This is a genomic window from Bradyrhizobium sp. (assembly GCF_049519115.1).
GTDB lineage: Bacteria > Pseudomonadota > Alphaproteobacteria > Rhizobiales > Xanthobacteraceae > Bradyrhizobium.
In genome coordinates this window covers 71,465-94,386 of sequence record NZ_JBEKRB010000037.1, presented here as the reverse complement: position 1 = coordinate 94,386, position 22,922 = coordinate 71,465, and the positions used below count along the sequence as shown (strand labels likewise).

Genomic DNA, 22,922 nt, shown 5'->3' with positions numbered 1-22,922 from the left:
AAATAACCTTGTTTCCAGATTATGACAGACGCCTTGGGTTTGCCTCCATTGCGCTGCTATAAGCACCGGCACATGCGCCGTCGAAAGGCTGTTCGGCGGCAATTTAGGTCGGGGATTTTCCGGTAATGCGGCACAGACGGATCGGGCAGGCGAGAGTGGCCGGCAACGGGGGCCACAAGCGCATCGCGATGACGCTTGCGGCCGTATTGCTTACGTCATGCAGCGGGGCCACCATCAACAATCCCTTCAGCACGGCGCCGCCTGCCGAGGAAGAAATTCCCACGATCAGCGAGCGGTTCGATCAGCTGTTCGGCGGCCGCGGCAAGGTCTCTGAAACGGCGCCCGACGGCACCGAGGTCGATTGTCCGGTGGTGAAAATCCGCGCCGGCGCGTCCACCTACGGGGTAGCGCCGCCCGGCAAACAGCCCGTGGCGAGCGAGTTGAACTATCAGGCGACCATCACACGGACTGCACGCGATTGCCGCCGCACGCCCAATGGCCAGATTGCCGCGCGGATCGGCATCCAGGGCCGCGTCATTGCCGGTCCTGCTGGTGCGCCCGAGGCCGTCGAAATCCCGGTTCGTGTCGCGGTGGTGCAGGCGGGCGTCAACGAGCGCGTGCTTACCACCAAGGTATACCGGACCACGGTATCGATGACCGAGGCCGGCGGCGCGTTCAGCGTGGTCGGTGAAGACCTGCTTTTCAACATGCCCGCGCAGCTGACGAGCGAGTCCTTCGTTCTCTATGTGGGTTTCGATCCGCAGGCGGTTACGCCCCCGGCCAAACCGTCGCGCCGGAAATAGCAACGGATCGAAAATTTTCGGCAATCGAAAAGCCGGCGCGATGAACTCGCGCCGGCTTTTGTCTTTCCGTGAATTGGATCGGTCAGTTCAGCTTTTCGCGAACTTCGGTGATGCCCTTGGCCAGCAGATCGTCGGCGACCTGTCCCTTCACCGTCTGCGACAGGATGGCGGAGGCCGCGGTCACCGCGGCGTTGGCTGCGGCGGCACGGACATCGGCAACCGCCTGAGCTTCGGCGAGCGCGATCTTGCTCTCGGCGGTTTTGGTGCGCCGGGCGACAAAGTCTTCCATCTTGCCCTTGGCTTCGGCAGCGATGCGCTCGGCATCGACCTTCGCCGCGGCGATGATGTCCTGGGCTTCGCGCTCGGCGCTGGCGCGCTTGGCCTTGTATTCTTCAAGCAGGTTGGCGGCCTCCTGCTTGAGGCGGCGGGCATCGTCGAGCTCGGACTTGATGCGTTCGCTGCGATGATCGAGCGCCGTCAGTACCGTGCGGTGAACACCGACATAGGCGAATACCCCCATCAAGATGACGAAGCCAACGGCGACCCAGAATTCCGGTTCGGCGAACATCGAGCTTACCCTTTCAAGGTCGCGTCAACGGCCTGTCCGACCGACGCGCCGTCCGGCGCTAATCCGGTCAGCCGCTGCACGATCGCGGCGGCCGCATCAGTTGCGATGCCCCGCACATTACTCATCGCTGCTTCTCGCGTGGCCGCGATGGTTTTCTCGGCATCGGCCAGTTTGACCGCCAGCCGCTCTTCCAGCGTCTTGCGCTCGGCTTCCGCGGTTGCGTTCAGCTTTTCACGGGTCTCGGCTCCGATCGCCTGGGCACGGGAACGCGCGGCGGCCAGTTCGCTCTCATAGGTCTTGAGCGCACCGTCCGATTCGTCCTTCAGCTTCTGGGCGGCCGCCAGATCGCCGTCGATCGTGTTTTGGCGCTCGTCGATCACGCCGCCGACGCGCGGCAGCGCAATTTTTGAGACGATCAGATACAGCGCGGCGAACGCAATCACCAGTGACACCAGCTGCGAGGCGAAGGTGTCTTTCTGGAACGGCGGGAACGGCGCCTTGTGGCCGCCGTCGGCCTCGGTATGAGCGGTGGCGCCCTTCGGCTCGCCATGACTCTCAGCCATGGGCTTCTCCTGTTCGGCTAACCGAGTTTCGATTCCCGCCTCTCAAGCGAGGCGGGATCGGCGATGGATCAGAGCGCGAACAGCAAGAGCAGCGCGATCAGCAGCGAGAAGATGCCGAGCGCTTCGGTCACTGCGAAGCCGAAAATCAGGTTGCCGAACTGGCCCTGAGCGGCCGACGGGTTGCGCACCGCAGCGGCAAGGTAGTTGCCGAAGATGATGCCCACGCCGGCGCCGGCGCCACCCATGCCGATGCAGGCAATACCAGCACCAATGTACTTCGCGGCAATCGGATCCATGAAACGAACTCCTTCTTGAGGTTTGGCTAGAGGGGCCGATCAGTGGCCCGGATGGATAGCATCGTTGATGTAGATGCAGGTGAGGATGGTGAAGACGTAGGCTTGAAGGAAGGCCACCAGAAGCTCAAGCGCGGTGAGCGCGATGACCATGCCAAGCGGCAGAATGGCGCCGAAGTAACCGACAATGCCCAGCCCCGCCAGCAGCGGAATGAAGCTTGCGAACACCGCGAGCGCAATGTGGCCCGCCAGCATGTTGGCAAACAGACGCACCGAATGCGAGATCGGTCGCAGGAAGAACGAGAAGATCTCGATGAAAACAACCAGCGGCAGGATGAAGATCGGGATGCCCGACGGCACGAACAGCTTGAGGAATTTCAGGCCGTTCTTGTAGAAGCCGTAGATCAGCACGGTGAAGAACACCAGAAACGCCAGCGCCGCCGTGACGATGATGTGGCTTGCGATCGTGAAATTGTAGGGAATGACGCCGACGATGTTGGAGACTGCGATCAGCATGAAGAGCGAAAAGATCAGCGGAAAGAACTTCATTCCTTCCTTGCCGGCCGTCGAGCGAATGGTGTTGGCGACGAATTCGTAAGCGATTTCGGCGACCGACTGGATGCGTCCCGGCACCAGGCGGCGGCCCGATCCGAGCATCAGCAGCGAAATCAGCGCCACCGCTCCGAGCATGTAGGCGGAGGAATTGGTGAAAGCGATCTCCTGATTGCCGATATGGCCAATCGTGAAGAGCTTCTCGATGTGGAATTGTTCGATCGGATCGACCATCCGCGCGGCATCTCTAGCTGTTGCCGGCCACGCCGGCATTTCAAGTCACGTCGTCCGGCACTTCCTTAACGGCCAGTCTTGCCCCGGGCAACACCTGCGGAGCGGATCACGTTCAGAACGCCGGCCGTGAAGCCGAGCAGCACGAACACGATGAGCCCGAAAGGTGACGTCGAAAGCAGACGGTCGAAACCCCAGCCCATCAGTGCTCCGACGAGAACGCCGGCGACCAACTCCGATGAGAGGCGGAAACCGAGTGCCATCGCCGAAGCGCGGGCACTGCCGTTTCCACTTCCTGCTTCGGATTGGTCAGTTCTGATGTTTCGGCTGCCCCGAACTTCGGACAACCGGTGCTCCAGACTTCCGAGCCTTGCGGAAAGCGCGGCCTCGTCGGAGGACGATTTCCTTTCATCTTCGCGGTCGTTCGTGCCTTGCGCCATTTTTGCTAAGACCCGAAACGATTGCGGAGAATGAAAGCGACGCCCGTCACCCCTCAAAAGCCGCGCGGACCATACTGACCGTGTTAAATCAAGTCAAGATTGCGTCACATCTATTTATCTATTTGATCTTATTTACATATTCGTCTTATCCCGGGATGCCCGAATCGCATGGTCGCCGCACTGCAATAGATCGCAGCCGGATCACGAAAAAATCCGCGCTGGAAGCCTTTTTGCACCGGCTTGCGGAGTGGATTTGACATTCGCTACCGGGGGCGTGTTGGGATGATCGGTCCATAGCCAATTCCGAAAGCTGCCCCTTGGGAGACCTCATGCCGCGTCAGATCGACTACTACTTTTCGCTTTCCTCTCCCTGGGCCTATATCGGGCACAAGTTATTCCGGGAAGTCGTCGCGGCCCACGACCTCAAGGTCAACCACAAGCCGGTCGTGCTGGTCGATCTGTTCTCTGAAACCGGAGGCCTGCCGCTCGTCAAGCGTCACCCGGTGCGACAGCGTTACCGCATGCTCGAATTGCAGCGCTGGCGCGACAAGCGGGGGCTGAATTTTCATTTCCAGCCGAAGCATGTGCCCTTGAATGCGCGGCTGGCCGACGGTCTTGTGATTGCGGCGATCGAGGCGGACCATGATCCCGATCCGTTCCTGCGCCGGGCCTTTGCAGGCGTTTGGGAAGACCAGCTCGATCTGGCGGATGCCGCGACGCTGGTTCGATTGGCCGACGCAAGCGGCCTTCCGGGCCAAGCGCTGGTGGAGCGGTCCGCCACCGACGAGATCAGCCAGAAATACGAACAGAATCGGCAGGATGCATTGTCGGTCGATGTGTTCGGATCTCCGGCCTATGTACTGGACGGCGAAGTATTCTGGGGTCAGGATCGGATCGAATTGCTGGCGGACGCATTGAAGTCGGGTCGTGCGCCCTATCGTTCGCAGGTTTGAGGGGGAGGCGCGGATCGGCAGCTGGCAAAACTCGGACAGGCTTTGAGGCGGAGCAGCCCATGACCAGAGCGACAAACCTGACGTCAGCCGTTGTCCTCATGTCGGCGCTGGCCGGAACATGCGGCGCTGTGGCGCAATCGACGCCCGACAACGAAAACGGCCGTTATGCGCTGTCGCCGATCCCCGATGGCGTGATCAGGCTGGATACCCGCACCGGCGCGGTCTCGAGCTGCAGCAATGGCGGCGCCGGCTGGGCCTGCTATGCCGTCCCGGATGAGCGCGCAGCGTATGACGCGGAAATCGGCCGTTTGCAGGCCGAGAATGAAAAGTCCAAGGCGGAAGTGGAAAGGCTGACAGCCGAACTGGCCTCGCGCCCGCCAGCAGAAGACAAGACAGCCGAGGCGCTGCCCAGAGAAGCGCTGCCCAAATCGGACTCGCTGAAAAAGGCCGAACCCAAAGCTGCCGAAGGCGAACGCAAGATCGAAATCCCGTTGCCGAGCGACCGCGACATGGACCGGGTGATGTCATTCCTCGAACAAGCCTGGCGGCGGCTGGTCGAGATGGCCAACCGGATGCAGAAAGACGTCAGCGGCAAGATCTGAAAACCGCTCATGGCAGCATCCCCACTCATCTCCCGCAGCGCGCCCTCGGTGGTTTCCGCCGGTTCGATCGTAACGTCCGTGCTTGACGTCCAGACGTCGGACCGCGGCTTTCTCGATCTTACGAGTGAGGTCGCGCAATTCCTTAAGGAAGCGGGCGCGGTCGAAGGCCAGGTGACGTTGTTCGTTCGCCACACCTCGGCCTCGCTCACGATTCAGGAGAATGCCGATCCCACGGTGCTGGCCGATTTGACCACGGCGCTCGATCGTCTGGCGCCGGAAAATGCGGGATGGCGCCACGACGCCGAAGGCCCCGACGACATGCCGGCCCATATCAAGACCATGCTGACGGCAACCTCGCTGCAAATCCCGCTTCTCAAGGGCAGGCTGATGCTGGGGACGTGGCAGGCGATCTATCTGATCGAGCATCGACGACGGCCGCATGCCCGCGAGATCGTCGTGCAATTCGTCGGGACGGCGAACTCAACATCATCGAGCGCAAAATAAAACCGGCCGCGGATTGCTTCGCGGCCGGTTTGCTTGAGGCTCGTTGTAGAGGCTTGATCAGTTGGTCCTGATGTCGACGTCCTTGGTTTCGGGCAGGAACAGGAAGCCAACGACCAGGCTCATCAAAGCGATGCCGACCGGATACCACAAGCCGGAATAGATGTTTCCGGTATAGGCCACGATGGCGAACACCGTCGCCGGCAGGAAGCCGCCGAACCAGCCATTGCCGATATGGTAAGGCAGCGACATGCCGCTATAGCGGATACGACTTGGGAACAGCTCCACCAGCCATGCCGCGATCGGCGCATAGACCAGCGTCACATAGATCACAAGCAGCCACAGCATGACCGTCGTCATCACCCAATTTATCTCGGCCGGATCGGCGGCGGCCGGATAACCATGGGCCTTGATGGCGGCAGGCAACGCCTTGGCGAAATCCGGCGAGCTCGCGTTCAAGGTCTGCTCGCCGATCTTCACCTGCGCTGGCGTGCCCTTCGGCGCGTCCTGAGTCTGGTAATTCACCGACAGATTGACCAGTCCCGACTTCGCTATATCGCAGCTCGTGGTGAATTTCTCGGTGCCCGTGGCCTTGAACTGGAACGAGCATTCCGAGGGGTCCGCGGTCACAGTGACCGGTGCGGAGCTAAGCGCCGCCTCAAGCTTTGGGTTGGCGAAGTGCGTAATGCCCTTGAAGATCGGGAAATACGTCAGCGCCGCGAGCAGGAAGCCCGCGAGAATAATCGGCTTGCGGCCGATCTTGTCGGATAGCCAGCCGAACAGGATGAAGCCCGGCGTGCCGAGCGCGAGCGCAATCACGATCAGGATCTGCGCGGTGGCGCCGGGTACCTTGAGGGTCTGGGTCAGGAAGAACAGCGCATAGAACTGTCCGCCGTACCACACCACGGCTTCGCCGGCGGTGGCGCCGAACAGCGCGACAATGGCAATCTTGGCGTTGCCCCATTCTGCGAAGGCTTCGCTCAGTGGCCGCTTCGAGGTTTTGCCTTCCTCTTTCATCTTTTTGAAGATTGGCGACTCGTTCAGACTCAGTCGAATCCAGATCGATACGGCGAGCAGGATACCGGAGAGAAGAAACGGAATACGCCAGCCCCAGCTGCCGAACGATTCTTCACCCATCCAGTTGCGAATGCCGAGGATGAGCAGCAACGCGAGGAATAGACCGAGTGTCGCGGTGGTCTGAATCCAGGAGGTGTAATAGCCGCGCTTGTTGCGTGGGGCGTGCTCGGCCACATAGATCGCCGCGCCGCCATATTCGCCGCCGAGCGCCAGGCCCTGGATCAGCCGCAGCACGATCAGCACCACCGGCGCGGCGATGCCCCAGCTGTCGTAGCCCGGCAACAGGCCGATGAAGAAGGTGCCGACGCCCATCAGGGTCATCGTGATCAGGAAGGTATATTTGCGGCCGATCATGTCGCCCAGACGGCCGAAGATCAGCGCGCCAAACGGCCGCACCGCAAAGCCGGCCGCAAAGGCGAGCAGCGCGAAGATGAAGCCGACATTCGGCGGTACGTTTGAGAAGAAGTACTTGGCGAGGAAGGCGCCGAGCGTTCCGTAGATGTAGAAGTCGTACCACTCGAACACGGTACCCAACGACGAGGCGAAAATGACCTTTCGCTCTTCGGCGGTCATTCCACCGCTGCGGACCTCGTCACCACCCGCTGTTGCTGCCATTGCCATTGTTCGCACTCCCCGAAATCATGTTGCTGGCTCGTCCTCATGCGCCGGCCGAACCAGGCCACGAGGTTACGCGGACGGTAACATCGTCGTGAAACCGCGCCCAGTAAGACTTTCGGCCCGCTGGGGAAGGCGCATCTGTGAAAGGATACAGACGTGCTGCGCGGGTTGCGCCTAAGGCGGCGCTGTTGCGGCGCACAAGTGGCCGAGTTAACCGCTATTTCGTATGGCGGACATGGTGCCCTTGCGTGCGGTCACAGGCCGCAGGACAATCGAAAAGCAAAACAGCTACACCGGCGTTGTTCCACCGTAACCCCATTGCAAGCCATAGATGACTGCCACCCATCTCGTGATTGCCGACGACCATCCGCTGTTCCGCGACGCATTGCGTCAGGCGGTGGCGAGTGTCGTGACATCGGCCAGAATCGACGAGGCGGGCAGTTTTGAGGAACTGACTGCCCTGCTCGATCGGGATTCCGACGTCGATCTGGTCTTGCTCGACCTGACGATGCCGGGAATTTCCGGCTTCTCCGGATTGATTTACCTGCGGGCGCAATTTCCGGCGATTCCGGTCGTGATCGTCTCTGCCAGCGACGACGGCGGCACCATTCGCCAGTCGCTGGATTTCGGCGCATCCGGCTTCATCCCGAAGCGATTTGGCGTCGAGACGCTGCGCGACGCGATCATGAAAGTGCTCAACGGCGATGTCTGGGTGCCGGCGGATACCGACCTGTCATCGGCCACCGATCCGGAACTGGTCCGGCTGCGTGACCGGCTGGTGACGCTGACGCCGCAGCAGGTACGGGTGCTGATGATGCTGTCGGAGGGCCTGCTCAATAAGCAGATCGCCTATGAACTCGGCGTATCGGAAGCGACCATCAAGGCCCATGTCTCGGCGATCCTGCAAAAGCTCGGCGTCGAAAGCCGGACCCAAGCGGTGATTGCGGCCGCAAAAATCGCCGGCGGCCAGTGGCGCCTGGTGGAGTAGATTTGCCATTCGGCTATTCATCTAGCCGCAGATCAGACCACGAGGGTGCGCCGCAAGCCCAGGGTTACTCCGCGGCGACCATCTGCTGGATACGCCACTGTCCAACCAGCGCGCGCAACGAGGCCGGCTTCACCGGCTTGTTGAGTACGGCGATATTTTCCTCGCGCGCCGCGGCGCGGACATGCGGGCTGCGGTCGGCGGTGATGAGAATGGCCGGGATCGCCTCGCCGAATTTCTTCCTGATATCCCGGATCGCGGCAACGCCGTTGCCGCGGTCGAGGTGATAATCGACCAACAGGCCCGTGACCGGCTTGCCGGCGGCTTCGATCGCCTCGATGGCGGATTCCGGATCGGCCACCGCAATCACTTCGGCGTCCCAGCCTTTGAGAAGCGTCTTCATGCCGTCCAGGATCGCGGCATCGTTTTCGATGCAGGCGATCAATGCGCCCGACATCGGCGTTCGCGATAGCGGCGTGGCACTGGTGACCGCGGCGGTGTGGTTGATGGCTTTCGCGGTCGGCACGGTCACCGAAAAAAGCGAGCCGCCGCTGGCAATGGAATCGAGCGCAATGCCATGGCCGAGCACGCGGGCGAGCCGTTCGACGATCGACAGGCCAAGCCCAAGACCGCGCGCGATGCGGGCGCCTTGTTCCAGCCGGTGAAACTCCTTGAAGATCTCGCCGCGCTTTTGTACGGGAATGCCGACCCCAGTGTCGTAAATGCCGATCTGCAAGGATTGTCCGCGGCGGCGGCCGCCGACCAGCACCCGCCCGCGCGGGGTATATTTGATCGCGTTGGAGATCAGGTTCTGCAACAGCCGCCGCAGCAACAGGCGGTCCGATCGCACGGGCAACGAACAGGGCATGAAAGTCAGCTTCAATCCCTTGGCGCGCGCGATCGGGGCAAATTCGATTTCCAGCGAGCGCATCAGGTCGCCGATCTTGAAATTCGTGGTCGATGTCGTCATGGCGCCGGCATCGAGCCGGGAGATATCCAGAAGCGCGCCTAGAATTTCTTCGATGGCCTCCAGCGAATCGTCGATGTTTTCGACCAGCCTGGAATCCTCGCCGCCGCTCTGGCGTTCGACGAGACTTGTCACATAAAGGCGCGCCGCATTCAGCGGTTGAAGGATGTCGTGGCTGGCGGCGGCCAGAAACCTGGTCTTAGAGATATTGGCGTCCTCGGCGGTGCTTTTCGCCAGCGCCAGTTCCGAGTTCAGCCGTGTCAATTCCTCGGTGCGGTCGCGGACGCGCTTTTCAAGGGTCGCGTTGGCGCGCTCCAGCGCCTCGGCGGCCTCAAAGGACGGCGTGACGTCGGAGAAGGTGATGACGAGACCGCCACCCGGCATCCGGTTGGCGCGCACCTCGATCACCATATGCCGGTCGGGCAGGCGCTCGAGATAAGGCTCGCCCTCGGCCGTGTAGGCTTTCAACCGCCTCTCTATCAGTGCGTCCTTGTCGCCGAACTCGGACGGCGCGATCGCCGTCATGAATTCGAGAATTTCCCGCAAGGGAATTCCGATCTGCACGAGGTGCGGGGCGAGCCCAAGGATGTCGCCGAACTGGCGGTTCGAGCAGATCAATTGTAGTTCGGCGTCGAACACGGCGATGCCCTGCCGCACATGGTTGAGTGCGGTCTGCAAGATTTCGCGGTTGAAATGGAGCGCGGCGTGGGAATCGTCGAGCAGCTTGAGCGCCGCCTTGGCGGAGACAGTTCGTTTACGCAACAGCAGCGACATCACGAGGCGCGAGGAGGCCGCCCCGATCGATGATGCGATCAGATGTTCGGCGTGCTGAAGCAGTTCGAAATCCGCCGGCGCATTCGCCGTCAATCGAATGTTGCGCGAAGCCGCAAAGGCGTCGAAGGAATCCTGCGCGCGTTCGGGTCCCAGATACTGCGCCACCGTGCTCTGGATGTCCTGCACGGTCACCGTGGTCCGCCAGCGGCGGAAGGTCGGCGTCATCGGGGTCAACACGCTGGGCGCAAACAGGTCCGCCTGCATCCGCTCGATCGAGGACGGCTGGCGCGAGAGCGACAGCAGCACGTAGGTCAGGATGTTGAGCGAGAGCGACCAGAGCACGCCGTGGATGAGCTGGGGCAGGTCGGAGCCGAACAGCGCCTGCGGCCGCAGCGTCTCGAGGCCGAACGGGCCCTCGTGCAGGAACTGCAAGCCGGCCGGTGTGCCGTCGAGGAAGCTCGGCAGGAACAGCGTATAGCCCCACACCGCAAAGCCGACCAGCATGCCCCCCATGGCGCCACGTGCGGTCGCGCGTTGCCAGAACAATCCGCCGAAAAAGGCCGGCGCGAGCTGCGCAATTGCCGCAAAGGACAATAGGCCGATCGCGGCCAGCTGGGCTTCGCCGAGCGCACGATAGTAGAAATACGCCATTGCCATGATAGCGAAGATCGCAAAGCGTCGCGTGCCCAGGAGGAAGCGGCCGAAATCCTGTTGCCCGTCGCCGGTCTCGCGGCGGCGCTGCAACACCAGCGGCATGATGATGTCGTTCGAGACCATGACGGAGAGTGCGACGCATTCCACGATCACCATCGCGGTCGCCGCTGACAGGCCGCCGACGAAGACGGCCACGCTGAGCAGCGGCGCGTCTCCCTCTAGCGGCAGCGCCAGCACGTACATGTCCGAGTCCACCGCGCCGAACGGAAAGGTGATGAGCCCGGCAAGCGCGATCGGAATCACGAACAGGTTGATTGCGACCAGGTAAAGCGGAAACAGCCAGCGCGCGCGGCTGACTTCCGACGGCGTGGAGTTTTCGACCACGCTGACATGGAACTGGCGCGGCAGCAGCATGATCGCGCAGAACGACAATAGCGTCATGGTCAGGAAATTGCCGGCCGACGGCACGTATTCCAGCGCGCGCTCGGCTTCCGGGGTTTTCATCGCGCGCTCGATCAGCTCATGCGGCGAGAACATCCAGAACGTGACGAAGGCGCCGGCCGCGATAAAAGCGACAAGCTTGACGATGGATTCGGTTGCGATGGCCAGCATCAACCCGTGCTGGTGCTCGGTCGCATCGGTCTGGCGTGTTCCGAACAACACGGCGAAAGCCGCCATTGCCAGCGTTGCGATCAGCGCGATGTCGCCAACCAGCGGGATGGAGGCGATGGCCTGTTCGTCGATCAGGATGGTTTCGAGCGAGGAGGCAACGGCCTTGAGCTGCAGGGCGATATAGGGCACCGAGCCGATGATGGCGATCAGCGCCACGGTTGCGGCCACCGCCTGGCTCTTGCCGTAGCGCGCGGCGATGAAGTCGGCGATCGACGTGATGTTTTGCGATTTGGCGAGTTTGATAACCCGGCGGAGCAACGGCGTGCAGAGGCCGATCATCAGGATCGGGCCGACATAGATCGCCAGAAAGTCGACACTGGTGCGGGTGGCAAAGCCGACCGAGCCGAAGAAGGTCCACGACGTGCAGTAGATCGCAAGCGACAGCGGATAAATCAGCGCGCTGGCGCGGCCGGGCTTGGTCGGCGAGAGCCGATCGCCATAGCTCGCCACGAAAAACAGGAAGCCAATGTAGCCGAAGGCGGCTGCGATCACGCCCCAGTCGTGCAGCATCGCTGCTTGCTCCCTAACGCACGATCCGAAAAGATCATGCGCAAATAATATGCTTCAGGGAGCAACTATAGACGGAAAGGGCCGGCAACGCACCGTGCGCGGCGACCGGGGACCTGGAAAAGACAGGTAATCGGCGGATTAACGTTATTCCGCCGCCAGCGACTTTTCCTTCAGCGGCAGGCCGAGTTGATCCCAGACCTGCAACAGAGCCTCGGCTAGTTGGTCGATCAGCCCGTCCTCGTGATAGGGCGAGGGCGTGATCCGCAGGCGCTCGGTGCCTTTGGCGACCGTCGGGTAGTTGATCGGCTGGATGTAGATGCTGTGCTCTTCCAGCAGCAGGTCGGACGCCTGCTTGCACTTTTCGGGGTCGCCGACGAACAGCGGCACGATATGGGTGTCGCTCGACATCACCGGCAGGCCTGCGGCGGTCAGGATCGCCTTGGTGCGGGCCGCGCGTTCCTGGTGGCGTTCGCGCTCCCAGGTCGAGGATTTCAGGTGCCGGATCGCCGCCGTTGCGGCCGAGCAGATCGCCGGCGGCAGCGCGGTGGTGAAGATGAAGCCGGGGGCGTAGGAGCGCACCGCGTCCACCATTTCCGAGGTGCCGGCGATATAGCCGCCGAGACAGCCGAAGGCCTTGGCGAGCGTGCCTTCCAGAATATCGATGCGATGCATGACGCCGTCGCGCTCGGCGATGCCGCCGCCGCGCGGGCCGTACATGCCGACTGCGTGTACTTCGTCGACATAGGTCATCGCGCCGTATTTCTCGGCGAGATCGCAGATCTTCGAAAGCGGCGCGATATCGCCGTCCATCGAATAAAGGCTTTCGCAGGCGATCAGCTTCGGCCGGTCCGGCCCGGCGGCGCGCAGCAATTCTTCCAGGTGCGCCATGTCGCTGTGGCGGAAGATCTGCCGCTCGCAGCCACCCTGGCGAATGCCTTCGATCATCGAATTGTGGTTGAGCGCATCGGACAGGATCAGGCAATTCGGAATGAGCTTGGCGATGGTGGCAATGCCGGTCTGATTGGAGACATAGCCCGAGGTGAAGAGCAGCGCTGCTTCCTTGCCATGCAGGTCGGCGAGTTCATGCTCGAGCTGCACCAGCGGATGATGGGTGCCTGCGATGTTGCGGGTGCCGCCGGCGCCGGTTCCGACGCGGGTCGCGGTCTCGACCATCGCGCCAACCACTTTCGGATGCTGGCCCATGCCGAGATAATCGTTGGAGCACCAGATGACGACGTTGCGCGTGCCTTTTGGCGAATGCCACACCGCGTGAGGGAAGCGGCCGGCGACACGTTCCAGATCGGCAAAAACCCGATACCGTCGTTCGTCATGGAGGCGGGAGAGGGCGGACTGGAAAAACTGGCTGTAATCCATCGCGGAACCTGGAATTGGGCGTGATGCCGAAAAAGAGCGCGCCCCTTTTTAGAGGGTTTCTATAATCCGTGTCGAGCCGTAATCGAAAAACTGTTCGTGGCCGAAGGCCTTGATTCAGGTCAAGTTTTGCCACGCGCCCGGCTCAGTGCTGACATGCGTAACCGTAAATCACGACGCTTCCTCAAGCTTTTCTAAAATTGCTGCCCTTTTCTTGGTCGTGCCGTGCCGCGTCGGAAAGGCACCCGGCCGAAGCCTTATCGGAGCCGATCGATCCAATTGAATTGAATCTAGCATTTTTGAAACAATTGTTGCAAAAACGTCCGGCCGCGGCCTAGGATTGCGTCATGGACCGTGGCCCGCTGACCGAACGCATCATCGAGACGTTCGACGACATGCCCGAGCAATTGCAGGCAGGCGCGCGTTATGTGCTCGATCGTCCGCGCGACGTCGCACTGCTGTCGATGCGCGAGCAGGCGCGTCAGGCCGGCGTACAGCCGGCAACCATGACGCGGCTTGCCAAACGCCTCGGCATGGACGGCTATGACGACGTGCGCGAGCTTTATGCCGCCGCGGTGCGCGACGGCGATCTCGGCTTTGCCAGCAAGGCCGGCGTCCAGGTCCTCAGCCAAAAATTGAAGGGCGACAAGGCGCTGGCCGCGGACATACTGACCTCTATCAGCCACCAGATTCAGCAATTGGCGACGCCCGCGGGTCTCGAGCGCATTGTCGATGCGGCCAGGGCGCTGGCGTCGGCACGCCGGATTTATTGCCTGGGGCTACGGTCGAGCCATTCGATCGCCTGGCATCTTCATTACGTGCTGACGCTGGTCGCAGACCGCTCGGTCTTTATCGACGGGATCGGCGCCACGGGTTCGGATGCACTGGCGCGCGCGACCAACAAGGACGTGCTGCTGGTCGCAGGTGTGTTGCCTTATCCGCGCCTGACCGTCGAACTCGCCGAATATGCGGTGGCCCAGGGGATCGCGGTCGTCGCGATCACCGACAGCGAGGTCTCGCCGCTGGCGCAGATCGCGCAGCACGCCGTGATCGTCTCGACCGAAAGTGCGTCCTTCTTCCACGCGATGTCGCCGGCCTTTGCCGTCGCGGAAGTTTTAGGTGCGATCATTGCCGGCCGTAGCGGGGACGCCGCCCTGGCCTCACTTCGGCACATGGAGGGGCATTTCGCCGCGCTCAACACCCATCTCAAATCCAGGAACAACAACAGGAACAACAAGAAGGCGTCATGACCCATATTCTTCATCGCGCCGCCAATGCCAAAATGCCGGTCGCCGTCGGCGGCAAGGGCATCGAACTGTTCGACCAGAACGGCAAGACTTACATCGATGCGTCGGGCGGCGCCGCGGTGTCCTGCCTCGGCCACGGTCATCCCGACGTGATCGCAGCGCTTCACAAGCAGCTCGATAAGCTCGCTTACGCCCATACCGGATTTTTCACCACCGAAGTCGCTGAACAGCTCGCGGATCGGCTGGTCGAGACTGCGCCTGATGGTATCGACCACGTCTATCTCGTTAGCGGCGGATCGGAAGCGATCGAGGCCGCACTGAAAATGGCGCGGCAGTATTTCGTCGAGAAGGGTGAACCACAACGGCGGCACATCATCGCGCGGCGCCAGAGCTACCACGGCAATACGTTGGGCGCGCTTGCGACCGGCGGCAACGAATGGCGCCGCGTGCAATTCAAGCCGCTTCTGATCGAAACCCACCATATCGATCCCTGCTACGCCTATCGCTGGCAGAAGGCAGGCGAAAGCGACGCCGATTATGCCGCACGCGCCGCGCAGCAGCTCGAAGACAAAATCCTCGAACTCGGGTCCGATCAGGTGATCGCCTTTGTCGCCGAGACCGTGGTCGGCGCGACCTCGGGGGCGGTGCCGCCGGTGGCCGATTATTTCAAACGCATGCGCGCGATCTGCGACCGCTATGGCGTGCTGCTCATTCTCGATGAAGTCATGTGCGGCATGGGCCGGACCGGAACGCTGCACGCGTGCGAGCAGGACGGCGTCGCGCCGGACCTGATGGCGATCGCCAAGGGACTCGGCGGCGGCTATCAGCCGGTCGGCGCAACGCTACTGAGCAACAAGATTTTCGAAGCCTTCTCGAAAGGTTCCGGCTTTTTCCAGCACGGCCACACCTATATGGGCCACCCGATGGCGGCCGCGGCCGGGCTCGCGGTGCAGGACGTGCTACGCCGCGACCGCCTGCTCGACAATGTCGTTGCCATGGGTAGTTACCTGCAACGGCGACTCGAAGAGCGTTTTGCCAATCATCATCACGTCGGCGACATCCGTGGCCGCGGGTTGTTTCGCGGCATGGAGCTGGTCTCCGATTGCGATTCCAGGAAGCCCTTTGCTTCGGACTTGAAAGTGAATGCGCTGGTGAAACGCGAGGCGATGGCGCGCGGCCTCTGTGTCTATCCGATGGGCGGCACGATCGATGGCGTCAACGGTGACCACGTTCTGATCGCCCCGCCCTTCATCGTGAACAGAGAGCAGATCGATACGATTGTCGAACGTCTGGGCGATGCGGTCGATGCCGCGGTCGCGTCCGTCAAATGAGGATTCGCTGAATATACGCTGCGTAAATCTGGAAGAGGGGAGTTCATCATGACGAGATCAGCCTTTAGCCTCGCCGCGCTGTGTCTGCTGATATTTGTGTCCGCGCCGGCATCGGCGCAAAGCCTCAGTCCAACCTTGCAGAAGATCAAGGACGCCGGCACGATCACGATCGGCCATCAGCGACTCCTCGGTGCCGTTCTCCTATCTCGATAATGATCAGAAGCCGATCGGCTTCTCGCTCGAGCTGTGCGACCTCGTGGTCGCGAAGATCAAGTCGAAGCTCGGTCAGCCCGGTCTCAAGGTCGCATATCAGGCCGTCAACTTTTCCAACCGCATTCCGCTGGTCAAGAACGGCACGGTCGATATCGAGTGCGGCTCGACCGCCAATACCGTCGCGTGCCAGCAGGAGGTTTCCTATTCGGTGATCTTCTACGCGCCGCAATTCAAGTGGATCGCACTCAAGTCGTCGGATCTGAAAACCACCGACGATCTCAAGGGCAAAGCTGTGGTGGTGACGCAAGGCACCAACACCGCGCAGTTCGTCGCCAAGCTCAATGCCGAGAAGAGTCTCGGATTGAAGATTCTGCAAGGCAAGGACCACGCCGAATCCTTCCTGTTGGTCGACACCGGCCGCGCCAGCGCTTTCATGGAGGACGACATTTTGCTTGCGGGCCTCAAGGCCAATGCGTCGTCGCCGGATAACTTCGCTTTTCTCGGCGATGCGTTTCCGAGCGATCCTTATGGCGTGATGATGGCGAAGGGCGACGGCGAATTCAAAAAGCTGGTCGATGAGGCGCTGATCGAAGCCATGAAGTCCGGCCTCTACGACAAGCTCTACACCAAATGGTTCGAGAGCCCGATTCCGCCGAAAAACATCAATCTGAAATTCCCGCAATCGGACAAGCTCAAGGAATTGGTCAAAACCCCGAGCGACAAGGCCAACGGCCAATAAACGAGGGACAAGAACACGATCCAGGGCTTGACCGATGTCCTTGCTGTTCGAGACCACCCCCGATGGCGTCAGCCGGTATATCGACTGGATCTTGAGCGGGCTCGGCTGGACGTTGTCGCTGGCGCTTGGCGCCTGGACCATCGCACTCGTCGTCGGCACGCTGGTCGGTGTGGCGCGCACGTTGCCGGGAGGGATCTGGCCGCGCTTCGGGCGGGTCTATGTCGAGACCTTCCGCAACATTCCGCTCTTGGTGCAGATGTTTTTCTGGTACTTCGTGCTGCCGGAACTTCTGCCCCAGCGCATCGGCCTTGCCATCAAGCAGATGGACCCGCCCTGGGGCAGCTTCGTTCCGGCGCTGATCTGCCTTGGTCTTTTCACCGCCGCACGGATCGCCGAACAAGTCCGTGCCGGCGTGCAAGCGCTCCCCACCGGACAGCGCGCCGCAGCGTCTGCGCTCGGCTTTGGCCGAATTGGCGTGTGCCGCCTCGTCCTGCTGCCGCAGGCGTTTCGCATCATTTTGCCGACGCTCACCAACGAATTCATGACGATCTTCAAGAACACGTCGGTGGCCTTGACCATCGGGCTGGTCGAATTGACGGCGACCGCACGCGAGATCAACGAGAATACGTTCCGCACCTTTGAAGCCTTCGGCGTCGTCACGATCGTCTATCTCGTGATTGCTTTGCTTGCCTGGCAGCTCATGCACCGGATCGAGCGCGCCGTTCAGCTGCCGAGCCTTGTCAGCGGGAGTGGGCGGAAATGATGGTCGATCTTTCCGCCTTCACGTCTGTCATGCCGTTCCTGCTGACGGGTCTGTTGTTCACGCTCCAGATCACGCTGGTCGGCGTCGCCGGCGGCATTGTGTTCGGCAGCCTGCTCGCGGTGGCGCGGCTATCGCCGAACCGCTTGCTGTCGACACTGGCGACGACTTACGTCAATCTGATGCGCTCGATCCCGCTGATCCTCGTGATCTTCGGGGTCTTCTTCCTCGTGCCCTGGGCGATCGGATGGCTGACCAATGGCGGCCGTCCCGTCGCGGTCGGGGCGTCGCTGACCATTTACGTCACCTTCGTGCTGTTCGAGGCGGCGTACTATGCCGAAATCGTGCGGGCCGGCTTCCGTTCGATTTCATCAGGACAATATGCGGCCTGCGACGCGCTCGGGCTCTCGAAACCCCAGGCCTATATTTATGTTCTTTTTCCGCAGGCATTCCTGAGTGTGCTGCCGATCCTGCTGACGCAGACCATCGTGTTGTTCCAGGACACCTCGCTGGTCTACGTCATTTCGGCGACCGATCTACTCGGCGCGGCGACCAAGATCGCCCAGCGCGACGGCCGTCTGGTTGAAATGTATCTGATCGTCGGCGTGATCTATTTCCTGTTTTGTTACGCCGCCTCGCAATTCGTCAAACAGCTGCAAGGCCGCCTCGCTCACGGGGGCCGATGACGGCATTGGCACGCCCGCGCGGCGAGGTCACAGGGCCCGTTTCTTTTGTGGTGGATTAAATCAGGCGCCTTGCCCGCGCATTATCCTCTATCTACGATCTCCCCTAACTCTGCCATCAAGGCAGATGAACAGGCCTGCACCGAGCCAACCGTGTGGGCCCAACAAGAACCATGGGAGAAAAAATCATGACGACGCGCCGCAATTTTCTGAAAACCGGCACGGCGGCTGCGGCCACCGGCATCTTCTTTTGCGGCTGCGGCCTTTTGCGTAGCGCGCACGCACAAGTGCCGGCGCGCTCGATGCTCCCGGTCTCGGTCAACGGCAAGCGGGTCAAGACGATCGACGTGCACGCGCACTGCAATTTCCACGAAGCCGGCGCGCTGTTGGGCGAAGAAGGCCGCAGGCGTCAGGCCGGCCCGATCAACGGCGCGGAAGAAACCTTCATCGATATCAAGCAACGGCTCGCCGCGATGGATTCGCAGGCCGTGGATATGGAGGTCCTGTCAATCAATCCGTTCTGGTATGACAAGGAGCGCGATCTCGCCGCTCGAATCGTGAAAATACAGAACGAGAAGCTCGCCGAATTCTGTGCCGCGCATTCCGACCGCTTCGCGGCCTTTGCCTCGCTGACCTTGCAGGCGCCGGACCTCGCCGTGCAGGAGCTGGAGACCGCGATCAAGAAGCAGGGCCTCAAAGGCGCCGCGATCGGCGGCTCCATGAACAATATCGATTTTTCCGACCCCCGATTCCACCCGGTTTGGGCCAAGGCCGAAGAGCTAGGCGCGTCCCTGTTCATTCATCCGCGCGGCACGCCCGAACTCGGCAAACGGTTCGCCGGCAATGGCTGGCTCGACAACACGATCGGCAATCCCCTGGATACGACGATCGCGCTGTCGCATCTGATTTTCGAAGGCACGCTCGATCGTTTCCCCGGGTTGAAGGTGATCGCGGCGCATGGCGGCGGTTACCTTGGATCTTACGCTGATCGTTCCGATCATCCCTGCACGGTAGGACCCAAGGGGTGCAATCCCGAGATCAAGCTGAAGAAGAGGCCTTCGGAATATCTCAGCCAGCTCTATTTCGACTCGCTGGTGTTTACGCCCGAAGCGATCCGTCATCTGGCGGCGCAGGTCGGCGCGAGCCAGATCATGCTCGGCAGCGACTATCCCTATCCATGGCAGCTGAGCCCGGTGGACCACATTTTCGCTTCGACCTCGCTCAGCGATGACCAAAAAGCCGACATCCTCGGCCGGACCGCGGCGAAGCTGTTCAATCTTGAAGCTTAAAATCTAAAGTGTGGGCAGCGCGATGCCCACTTCGCGATAGAACCGCATCGCGCCGGGATGGAACGGCAGGATGCGGTTGTTCGCGGCATTGGCCGCGCGCGTTCCTGCCGCGGTCGGATAAATCTGCGACTTGGGATCGGTGGCCGACAGAACAGCCTTGGTGATCGCGTAGGCCACCTCGTCTGGAAGGTCCTTGTTGGCGACGACGAAATTCCAGGCGGAAAAGCTTTTGATCTCGGCGGTCTGCCCTTTGTAGGTACCGGGCGGGATGGTTGTGGCCGACAGCGCCGGCAGCTTTGCGAGTACGGCTGCGACTTCGGCGTCGGAAAGCCCGAACACGATCGCGTCGGTCTGACTTGCGACTTCGACGAGCGACGGAACCGGCACTACCGCGCCCTGCCACAGCGCGTCGATCTCGCCATCAAGCACTTGGCGCGAGAGCGCGGCGGGATCGCCGTTGACGATGACCGGTTTGATATGAGCAACCTCGGCGGCGGCGCGGAAAAATCCTTCGGCCGGGCCGCGTGCCGGGCCGACGCCGACTTTCTTGCCGTCGAGCTCGGCGAGCGAATGGAGCCCGCTCTTGCGCAAAGTGGCAACCTGGAACGATGTCTCGTACATCGGGAACAGCGCGCGCACGTTTTCATGTTTGCGACCGGCGGCAAAGCCAGTGCCGCTGACGGCTTCATAAGCGGACGCCATGAAGGCCGTGCCGATCGTCATGGGCGAAGCATCGACGGCCGACAGGTTTTCGTTCGAGCCGCCGCTTTTCTTGATCTCGATGTGGATACCTTTGGTGGCGAGATAGGCCGCGACGCCCTCACCATAGGGCAGGAACGCGCTGCCGTCGCCGGCCGTCATGAAGGTCACCGGCACCGTATTTTGCGCCACCACCGGCGCCGTACCGAGCGCGGCCAGACCCAACAGAAGGCCGGAAAGCAGAGTACGTCTCATGGGATTCATGTCGTTCTAAAGTGGAGCACGCCGTCGACGTCTTCAGCCGTGAGGCGGCCTTCGACCAGCATGTAGTTGACATGCGCGATCAGTTCACCGGCGGCAAATCCCATCTGGTGCTCATCGAGCACGTGTTTATGAAACACCACCGGCACAAGCTCTCTCGACGTTTTCGACGTCTCCCGGCACGCATCCGCAATCAGCCGGCAGCGATCCTCGTGATGATCGGCAAGCTGCTTGATCCGCGTCTTCAGGCCGTAGAACGGCACGCCATGGCCGGGCAGCACCAGCAGGTCGTAGGGCAGCGTGGTGGTGAGGCTCGCGAGCGAAGCGAGATATTCGCCGAGCGAATTCTGCTCCGGCTCGACCGCCCAGACGCTGACATTGGGTGAAATCTTGCTCAGCACCTGGTCGGCGGACAGGAACAGCTTGTCGGCGGCGCAATACAGCATCACCTGATCGAGCGCGTGCCCACCACCGGTGATGACCTTGAAGCGGCGGGTGCCGATCGAAATCTCGTCGCCTTGCGAGATCCGCCGATAGGACGCCGGCAAGATCGAGACCCGCGTCAGATAATCCTGGCCGCGCCCGAGCAATTTGTCGGTCAGGCTCTCGTCCATACCGTGGCGGCGAAAGAACCGCCGCTGCGCCTGCTTGCGTTCTTCGGTGCCGCGGTTCTGGTGATAGACCGTTTGCAGATATTCGACCTGCGACATGTAAAGCGGGCAATCGAAACGCTCGACCACCCAGCCGGCCAGCCCAACATGATCGGGATGGGAATGGGTGACGATCAGCCGGCTGATCTTGACCCCTGCGAGCGGGCCCTCGAACAAAGCGGTCCAGGCTGCGATCGTCTCTTCGTTGCCGAAGCCGGAATCCACCATCGCCCAGCCGTCGCCGTCGGCGAGCAGATAGATATTCACGTGGTTGAGGCGGAACGGCAGCTTCAGGCGAACCCACAACACGCCCGGCATGATCTCCACGACCTCATCGGGGCCGGGGTGGTTTTCCCAGGGGTAACGGAGTGCCTCGGCCGAGGACTTCGTCGCGTCTGTTTTTGTGTCCGTCATTCCCATCCGGCTCGTGGTGGTCTGCCGCCGCTACTATCGGCGTCACAGCTTTCGAACACAATCGGGAATCCGGTAAGGCACAAAAGCAAAAAGGCCGGCGCCAGGCCGGCCTTTTCTAACCGAGTGATCCGCGAAGATCAGTATTTCGCGACCACCGGGCCTCCCCAGTTGAAGCGATAGTTGATGCCCGCCTTGACGACGTGGTCGTCGGTGCGGAAGTTGCCGAACCGAACCAGCGCGGCCGGAGCGGTGAAGCTCGAATCGCCGAAGTTGTAGTACTGATACTCGATCTTGCCCGACCAGTTCTGGGTGAACATGTATTCGAGGCCGGCACCGACGGTGTAGCCGTTGCTGTGGTTGCCCGAGAGAGCGAACGGGACCGAAGCGCCAGCGCCGTTCACGAGCGAATCGTTGTTGTCGGAGAAGGCATAACCGCCCTTTACGTAGAGCAGGCCGGGACCCCAGGTGTAGCCGATGCGGCCGGTGACGGAGCCGAGGCCGCGCTGGTTGTTGGTGTAGGAGTTGCCGTTCGGGAAGAGCACGCTGCCGTTGTTGCCGGCAATCCAGCTATACTCGGCTTCCGCGCCGACCACCCAGTTCGGGGCGAACTGATAGTCCGCACCGCCCTGCAAACCGCCGAGGAAACGGCCGTTGCCGTTGTTGCCGGTGGTCAGGCCGCCGAAATTGCTGTTGTCCGAGAACACGCCACCAAGATGGCCGCCGATGTAGAAGCCGGTCCAGTTATAGAGCGGAGCGGCATAGGCCGGCGCCTTGGTATATTGGGGGCGAGCGGCGAGGTCGGCAGCGAGTGCTGGCACGGTCGCGCCGAGGGCGACGAGAGCCACAGTTGCAAGTAGGAATTTCTTCATTGGGAGTTCTCCAGAGTGTCGTTCATTTTTCAGATCGAGCGCTTTCTGCGCCGTCCATGGCGCGCACTTAGCCAGCTTTTGAGTAAAAAGCTGTCACAGTTCAGCCACACCCGGGGACAACCCAACATATTGGGGAACAACACGAATTTGTGCTTAACGACCGCCTAATGAAGCCTTAAAGGCGCCTTAATTTTCGGCGGCCGGGCGTCCCGTGGCGCAACAGCGGGAACCGACATCGGACACAGCCGCACGATTCTAAAGTCGAGATGCTCTGAGCCGTTATCGCAGGCGATTGGGGTCAATGCCGAAAAATGGTGCTGCCAGACAGGATTGAACTGTCGACCTCTCCATTACCAATGGAGTGCTCTACCACTGAGCTACGGCAGCATGCGCTCGGAACCGACACTAGATCAAAGAATCGGCCGAAAAGGGCTCCACAGAGCGGGGCGATCCTTGCCACAAGGCTAGGGAGCGCGCAAGCGCGGGGAGGCCCCATCCTGCGGACTAAAAGCCGGTAGTTCGGCGGGTCGGTAATGCCGGGCGCACAAACTACCTCGCTGGCGCCTTGATTGGGCAGGACAGCGCCAACACAATGGGCGGCACGGTGAGCTGACGATGATGGATGATGGGAAC

23 protein-coding genes and 1 tRNA gene are annotated in these 22,922 nt (G+C 61.5%); 12 read left to right on the top strand and 12 right to left on the bottom strand.

The window, feature by feature from the left end:
- The first annotated feature begins 125 nt into the window (after nucleotides 1-125).
- Nucleotides 126-803, top strand: coding sequence for a hypothetical protein (locus ABSE61_RS24840; RefSeq protein WP_423873785.1), 678 nt, complete (start codon nucleotides 126-128; stop codon nucleotides 801-803).
- Between the two features lie 82 nt (nucleotides 804-885).
- Here ABSE61_RS24840 and ABSE61_RS24835 read toward each other — a convergent pair whose 3' ends face one another.
- The 5 genes from ABSE61_RS24835 to ABSE61_RS24815 all read right to left on the bottom strand — a co-directional run bounded on the left by ABSE61_RS24835 (nucleotide 886) and on the right by ABSE61_RS24815 (nucleotide 3,450).
- On the bottom strand, nucleotides 886-1,371 hold the full coding sequence (locus tag ABSE61_RS24835; RefSeq protein WP_423873784.1) for a F0F1 ATP synthase subunit B family protein: 486 nt from the start codon (nucleotides 1,369-1,371) through the stop codon (nucleotides 886-888).
- 5 nt (nucleotides 1,372-1,376) lie between these two features.
- On the bottom strand, nucleotides 1,377-1,934 hold the full coding sequence (locus tag ABSE61_RS24830) for a F0F1 ATP synthase subunit B family protein (RefSeq protein ID WP_423873783.1): 558 nt from the start codon (nucleotides 1,932-1,934) through the stop codon (nucleotides 1,377-1,379).
- Between the two features lie 68 nt (nucleotides 1,935-2,002).
- A complete protein-coding gene (locus ABSE61_RS24825; protein WP_009796340.1) occupies nucleotides 2,003-2,230 on the bottom strand; it encodes a F0F1 ATP synthase subunit C in 228 nt (75 codons plus the stop codon).
- Nucleotides 2,231-2,269: 39 nt separating this feature from the next.
- Nucleotides 2,270-3,013, bottom strand: a complete 744-nt coding sequence (locus ABSE61_RS24820; protein WP_423873795.1) for a F0F1 ATP synthase subunit A — start codon at nucleotides 3,011-3,013, stop codon at nucleotides 2,270-2,272.
- 65 nt (nucleotides 3,014-3,078) lie between these two features.
- Complete coding sequence (locus ABSE61_RS24815; protein WP_423873782.1) at nucleotides 3,079-3,450, bottom strand: AtpZ/AtpI family protein; 372 nt, start codon at nucleotides 3,448-3,450, stop codon at nucleotides 3,079-3,081.
- A 329-nt stretch (nucleotides 3,451-3,779) separates the two neighbouring features.
- Here ABSE61_RS24815 and ABSE61_RS24810 point away from each other — a divergent pair, with 329 nt between their 5' ends.
- From ABSE61_RS24810 to ABSE61_RS24800, 3 genes are read left to right on the top strand one after another with little or no spacing between them, the layout of a single operon-like run.
- A complete protein-coding gene (locus tag ABSE61_RS24810) occupies nucleotides 3,780-4,403 on the top strand; it encodes a 2-hydroxychromene-2-carboxylate isomerase (protein ID WP_423873781.1) in 624 nt (207 codons plus the stop codon).
- A gap of 59 nt (nucleotides 4,404-4,462) precedes the next feature.
- The gene (locus ABSE61_RS24805; RefSeq protein WP_423873780.1) at nucleotides 4,463-5,005 is read left to right on the top strand and encodes a hypothetical protein; all 543 of its coding nucleotides are present in this window, start codon (nucleotides 4,463-4,465) and stop codon (nucleotides 5,003-5,005) included.
- A 9-nt stretch (nucleotides 5,006-5,014) separates the two neighbouring features.
- Nucleotides 5,015-5,509 (top strand): secondary thiamine-phosphate synthase enzyme YjbQ, encoded by a 495-nt coding sequence (locus ABSE61_RS24800; RefSeq protein ID WP_423873779.1) that lies wholly within the window; start codon nucleotides 5,015-5,017, stop codon nucleotides 5,507-5,509.
- 57 nt (nucleotides 5,510-5,566) lie between these two features.
- Here the strand turns inward: ABSE61_RS24800 and ABSE61_RS24795 are convergent, their stop codons facing one another.
- Complete coding sequence (locus ABSE61_RS24795) at nucleotides 5,567-7,204, bottom strand: MFS transporter (protein WP_423873778.1); 1,638 nt, start codon at nucleotides 7,202-7,204, stop codon at nucleotides 5,567-5,569.
- Between the two features lie 328 nt (nucleotides 7,205-7,532).
- On the opposite strand from ABSE61_RS24795, the gene ABSE61_RS24790 reads away from it, so the two are divergent.
- The gene (locus ABSE61_RS24790) at nucleotides 7,533-8,189 is read left to right on the top strand and encodes a response regulator (protein ID WP_423873777.1); all 657 of its coding nucleotides are present in this window, start codon (nucleotides 7,533-7,535) and stop codon (nucleotides 8,187-8,189) included.
- A 64-nt stretch (nucleotides 8,190-8,253) separates the two neighbouring features.
- Here ABSE61_RS24790 and ABSE61_RS24785 read toward each other — a convergent pair whose 3' ends face one another.
- Nucleotides 8,254-11,763: a PAS domain-containing hybrid sensor histidine kinase/response regulator gene (locus tag ABSE61_RS24785; protein ID WP_423873776.1), complete on the bottom strand. Its 3,510-nt coding sequence runs from the start codon at nucleotides 11,761-11,763 to the stop codon at nucleotides 8,254-8,256.
- Nucleotides 11,764-11,907: 144 nt separating this feature from the next.
- Complete coding sequence (gene hemA, locus ABSE61_RS24780) at nucleotides 11,908-13,137, bottom strand: 5-aminolevulinate synthase (RefSeq protein ID WP_423873775.1); 1,230 nt, start codon at nucleotides 13,135-13,137, stop codon at nucleotides 11,908-11,910.
- A 344-nt stretch (nucleotides 13,138-13,481) separates the two neighbouring features.
- Between hemA and ABSE61_RS24775 the strand changes: the two genes are divergently transcribed.
- The 7 genes from ABSE61_RS24775 (at nucleotide 13,482) to ABSE61_RS24745 (ending at nucleotide 19,396) form a co-directional block, all read left to right on the top strand.
- A complete protein-coding gene (locus ABSE61_RS24775; protein WP_423873774.1) occupies nucleotides 13,482-14,384 on the top strand; it encodes a MurR/RpiR family transcriptional regulator in 903 nt (300 codons plus the stop codon).
- Complete coding sequence (locus ABSE61_RS24770) at nucleotides 14,381-15,712, top strand: aspartate aminotransferase family protein (protein ID WP_423873773.1); 1,332 nt, start codon at nucleotides 14,381-14,383, stop codon at nucleotides 15,710-15,712. The genes ABSE61_RS24775 and ABSE61_RS24770 overlap by 4 nt, the downstream gene beginning before the upstream one ends.
- Before the next feature lie 48 nt (nucleotides 15,713-15,760).
- Nucleotides 15,761-15,925 (top strand): hypothetical protein, encoded by a 165-nt coding sequence (locus ABSE61_RS24765; RefSeq protein ID WP_423873772.1) that lies wholly within the window; start codon nucleotides 15,761-15,763, stop codon nucleotides 15,923-15,925.
- On the top strand, nucleotides 15,903-16,664 hold the full coding sequence (locus ABSE61_RS24760) for a transporter substrate-binding domain-containing protein (RefSeq protein WP_423873771.1): 762 nt from the start codon (nucleotides 15,903-15,905) through the stop codon (nucleotides 16,662-16,664). The genes ABSE61_RS24765 and ABSE61_RS24760 overlap by 23 nt, the downstream gene beginning before the upstream one ends.
- A 34-nt stretch (nucleotides 16,665-16,698) precedes the next feature.
- A complete protein-coding gene (locus ABSE61_RS24755; protein ID WP_423873770.1) occupies nucleotides 16,699-17,427 on the top strand; it encodes an amino acid ABC transporter permease in 729 nt (242 codons plus the stop codon).
- The gene (locus ABSE61_RS24750) at nucleotides 17,424-18,110 is read left to right on the top strand and encodes an amino acid ABC transporter permease (RefSeq protein WP_423873769.1); all 687 of its coding nucleotides are present in this window, start codon (nucleotides 17,424-17,426) and stop codon (nucleotides 18,108-18,110) included. Before ABSE61_RS24755 ends, ABSE61_RS24750 begins: the two co-directional genes overlap by 4 nt.
- A 185-nt stretch (nucleotides 18,111-18,295) precedes the next feature.
- Nucleotides 18,296-19,396: an amidohydrolase family protein gene (locus tag ABSE61_RS24745; protein WP_423873768.1), complete on the top strand. Its 1,101-nt coding sequence runs from the start codon at nucleotides 18,296-18,298 to the stop codon at nucleotides 19,394-19,396.
- A 3-nt stretch (nucleotides 19,397-19,399) separates the two neighbouring features.
- Here ABSE61_RS24745 and ABSE61_RS24740 read toward each other — a convergent pair whose 3' ends face one another.
- The 4 genes from ABSE61_RS24740 to ABSE61_RS24725 all read right to left on the bottom strand — a co-directional run bounded on the left by ABSE61_RS24740 (nucleotide 19,400) and on the right by ABSE61_RS24725 (nucleotide 22,676).
- Nucleotides 19,400-20,350 carry a TAXI family TRAP transporter solute-binding subunit gene (locus ABSE61_RS24740; protein ID WP_423873767.1) on the bottom strand — a complete coding sequence of 317 codons (951 nt, stop codon included), beginning with the start codon at nucleotides 20,348-20,350 and terminating at the stop codon, nucleotides 19,400-19,402.
- Between the two features lie 5 nt (nucleotides 20,351-20,355).
- Nucleotides 20,356-21,420: an MBL fold metallo-hydrolase gene (locus tag ABSE61_RS24735; RefSeq protein WP_423873766.1), complete on the bottom strand. Its 1,065-nt coding sequence runs from the start codon at nucleotides 21,418-21,420 to the stop codon at nucleotides 20,356-20,358.
- Nucleotides 21,421-21,557: 137 nt separating this feature from the next.
- The gene (locus tag ABSE61_RS24730) at nucleotides 21,558-22,289 is read right to left on the bottom strand and encodes an outer membrane protein (RefSeq protein WP_423873765.1); all 732 of its coding nucleotides are present in this window, start codon (nucleotides 22,287-22,289) and stop codon (nucleotides 21,558-21,560) included.
- Nucleotides 22,290-22,601: 312 nt separating this feature from the next.
- A tRNA-Thr gene (locus ABSE61_RS24725) sits at nucleotides 22,602-22,676 on the bottom strand.
- Nucleotides 22,677-22,922 lie beyond the last annotated feature (246 nt).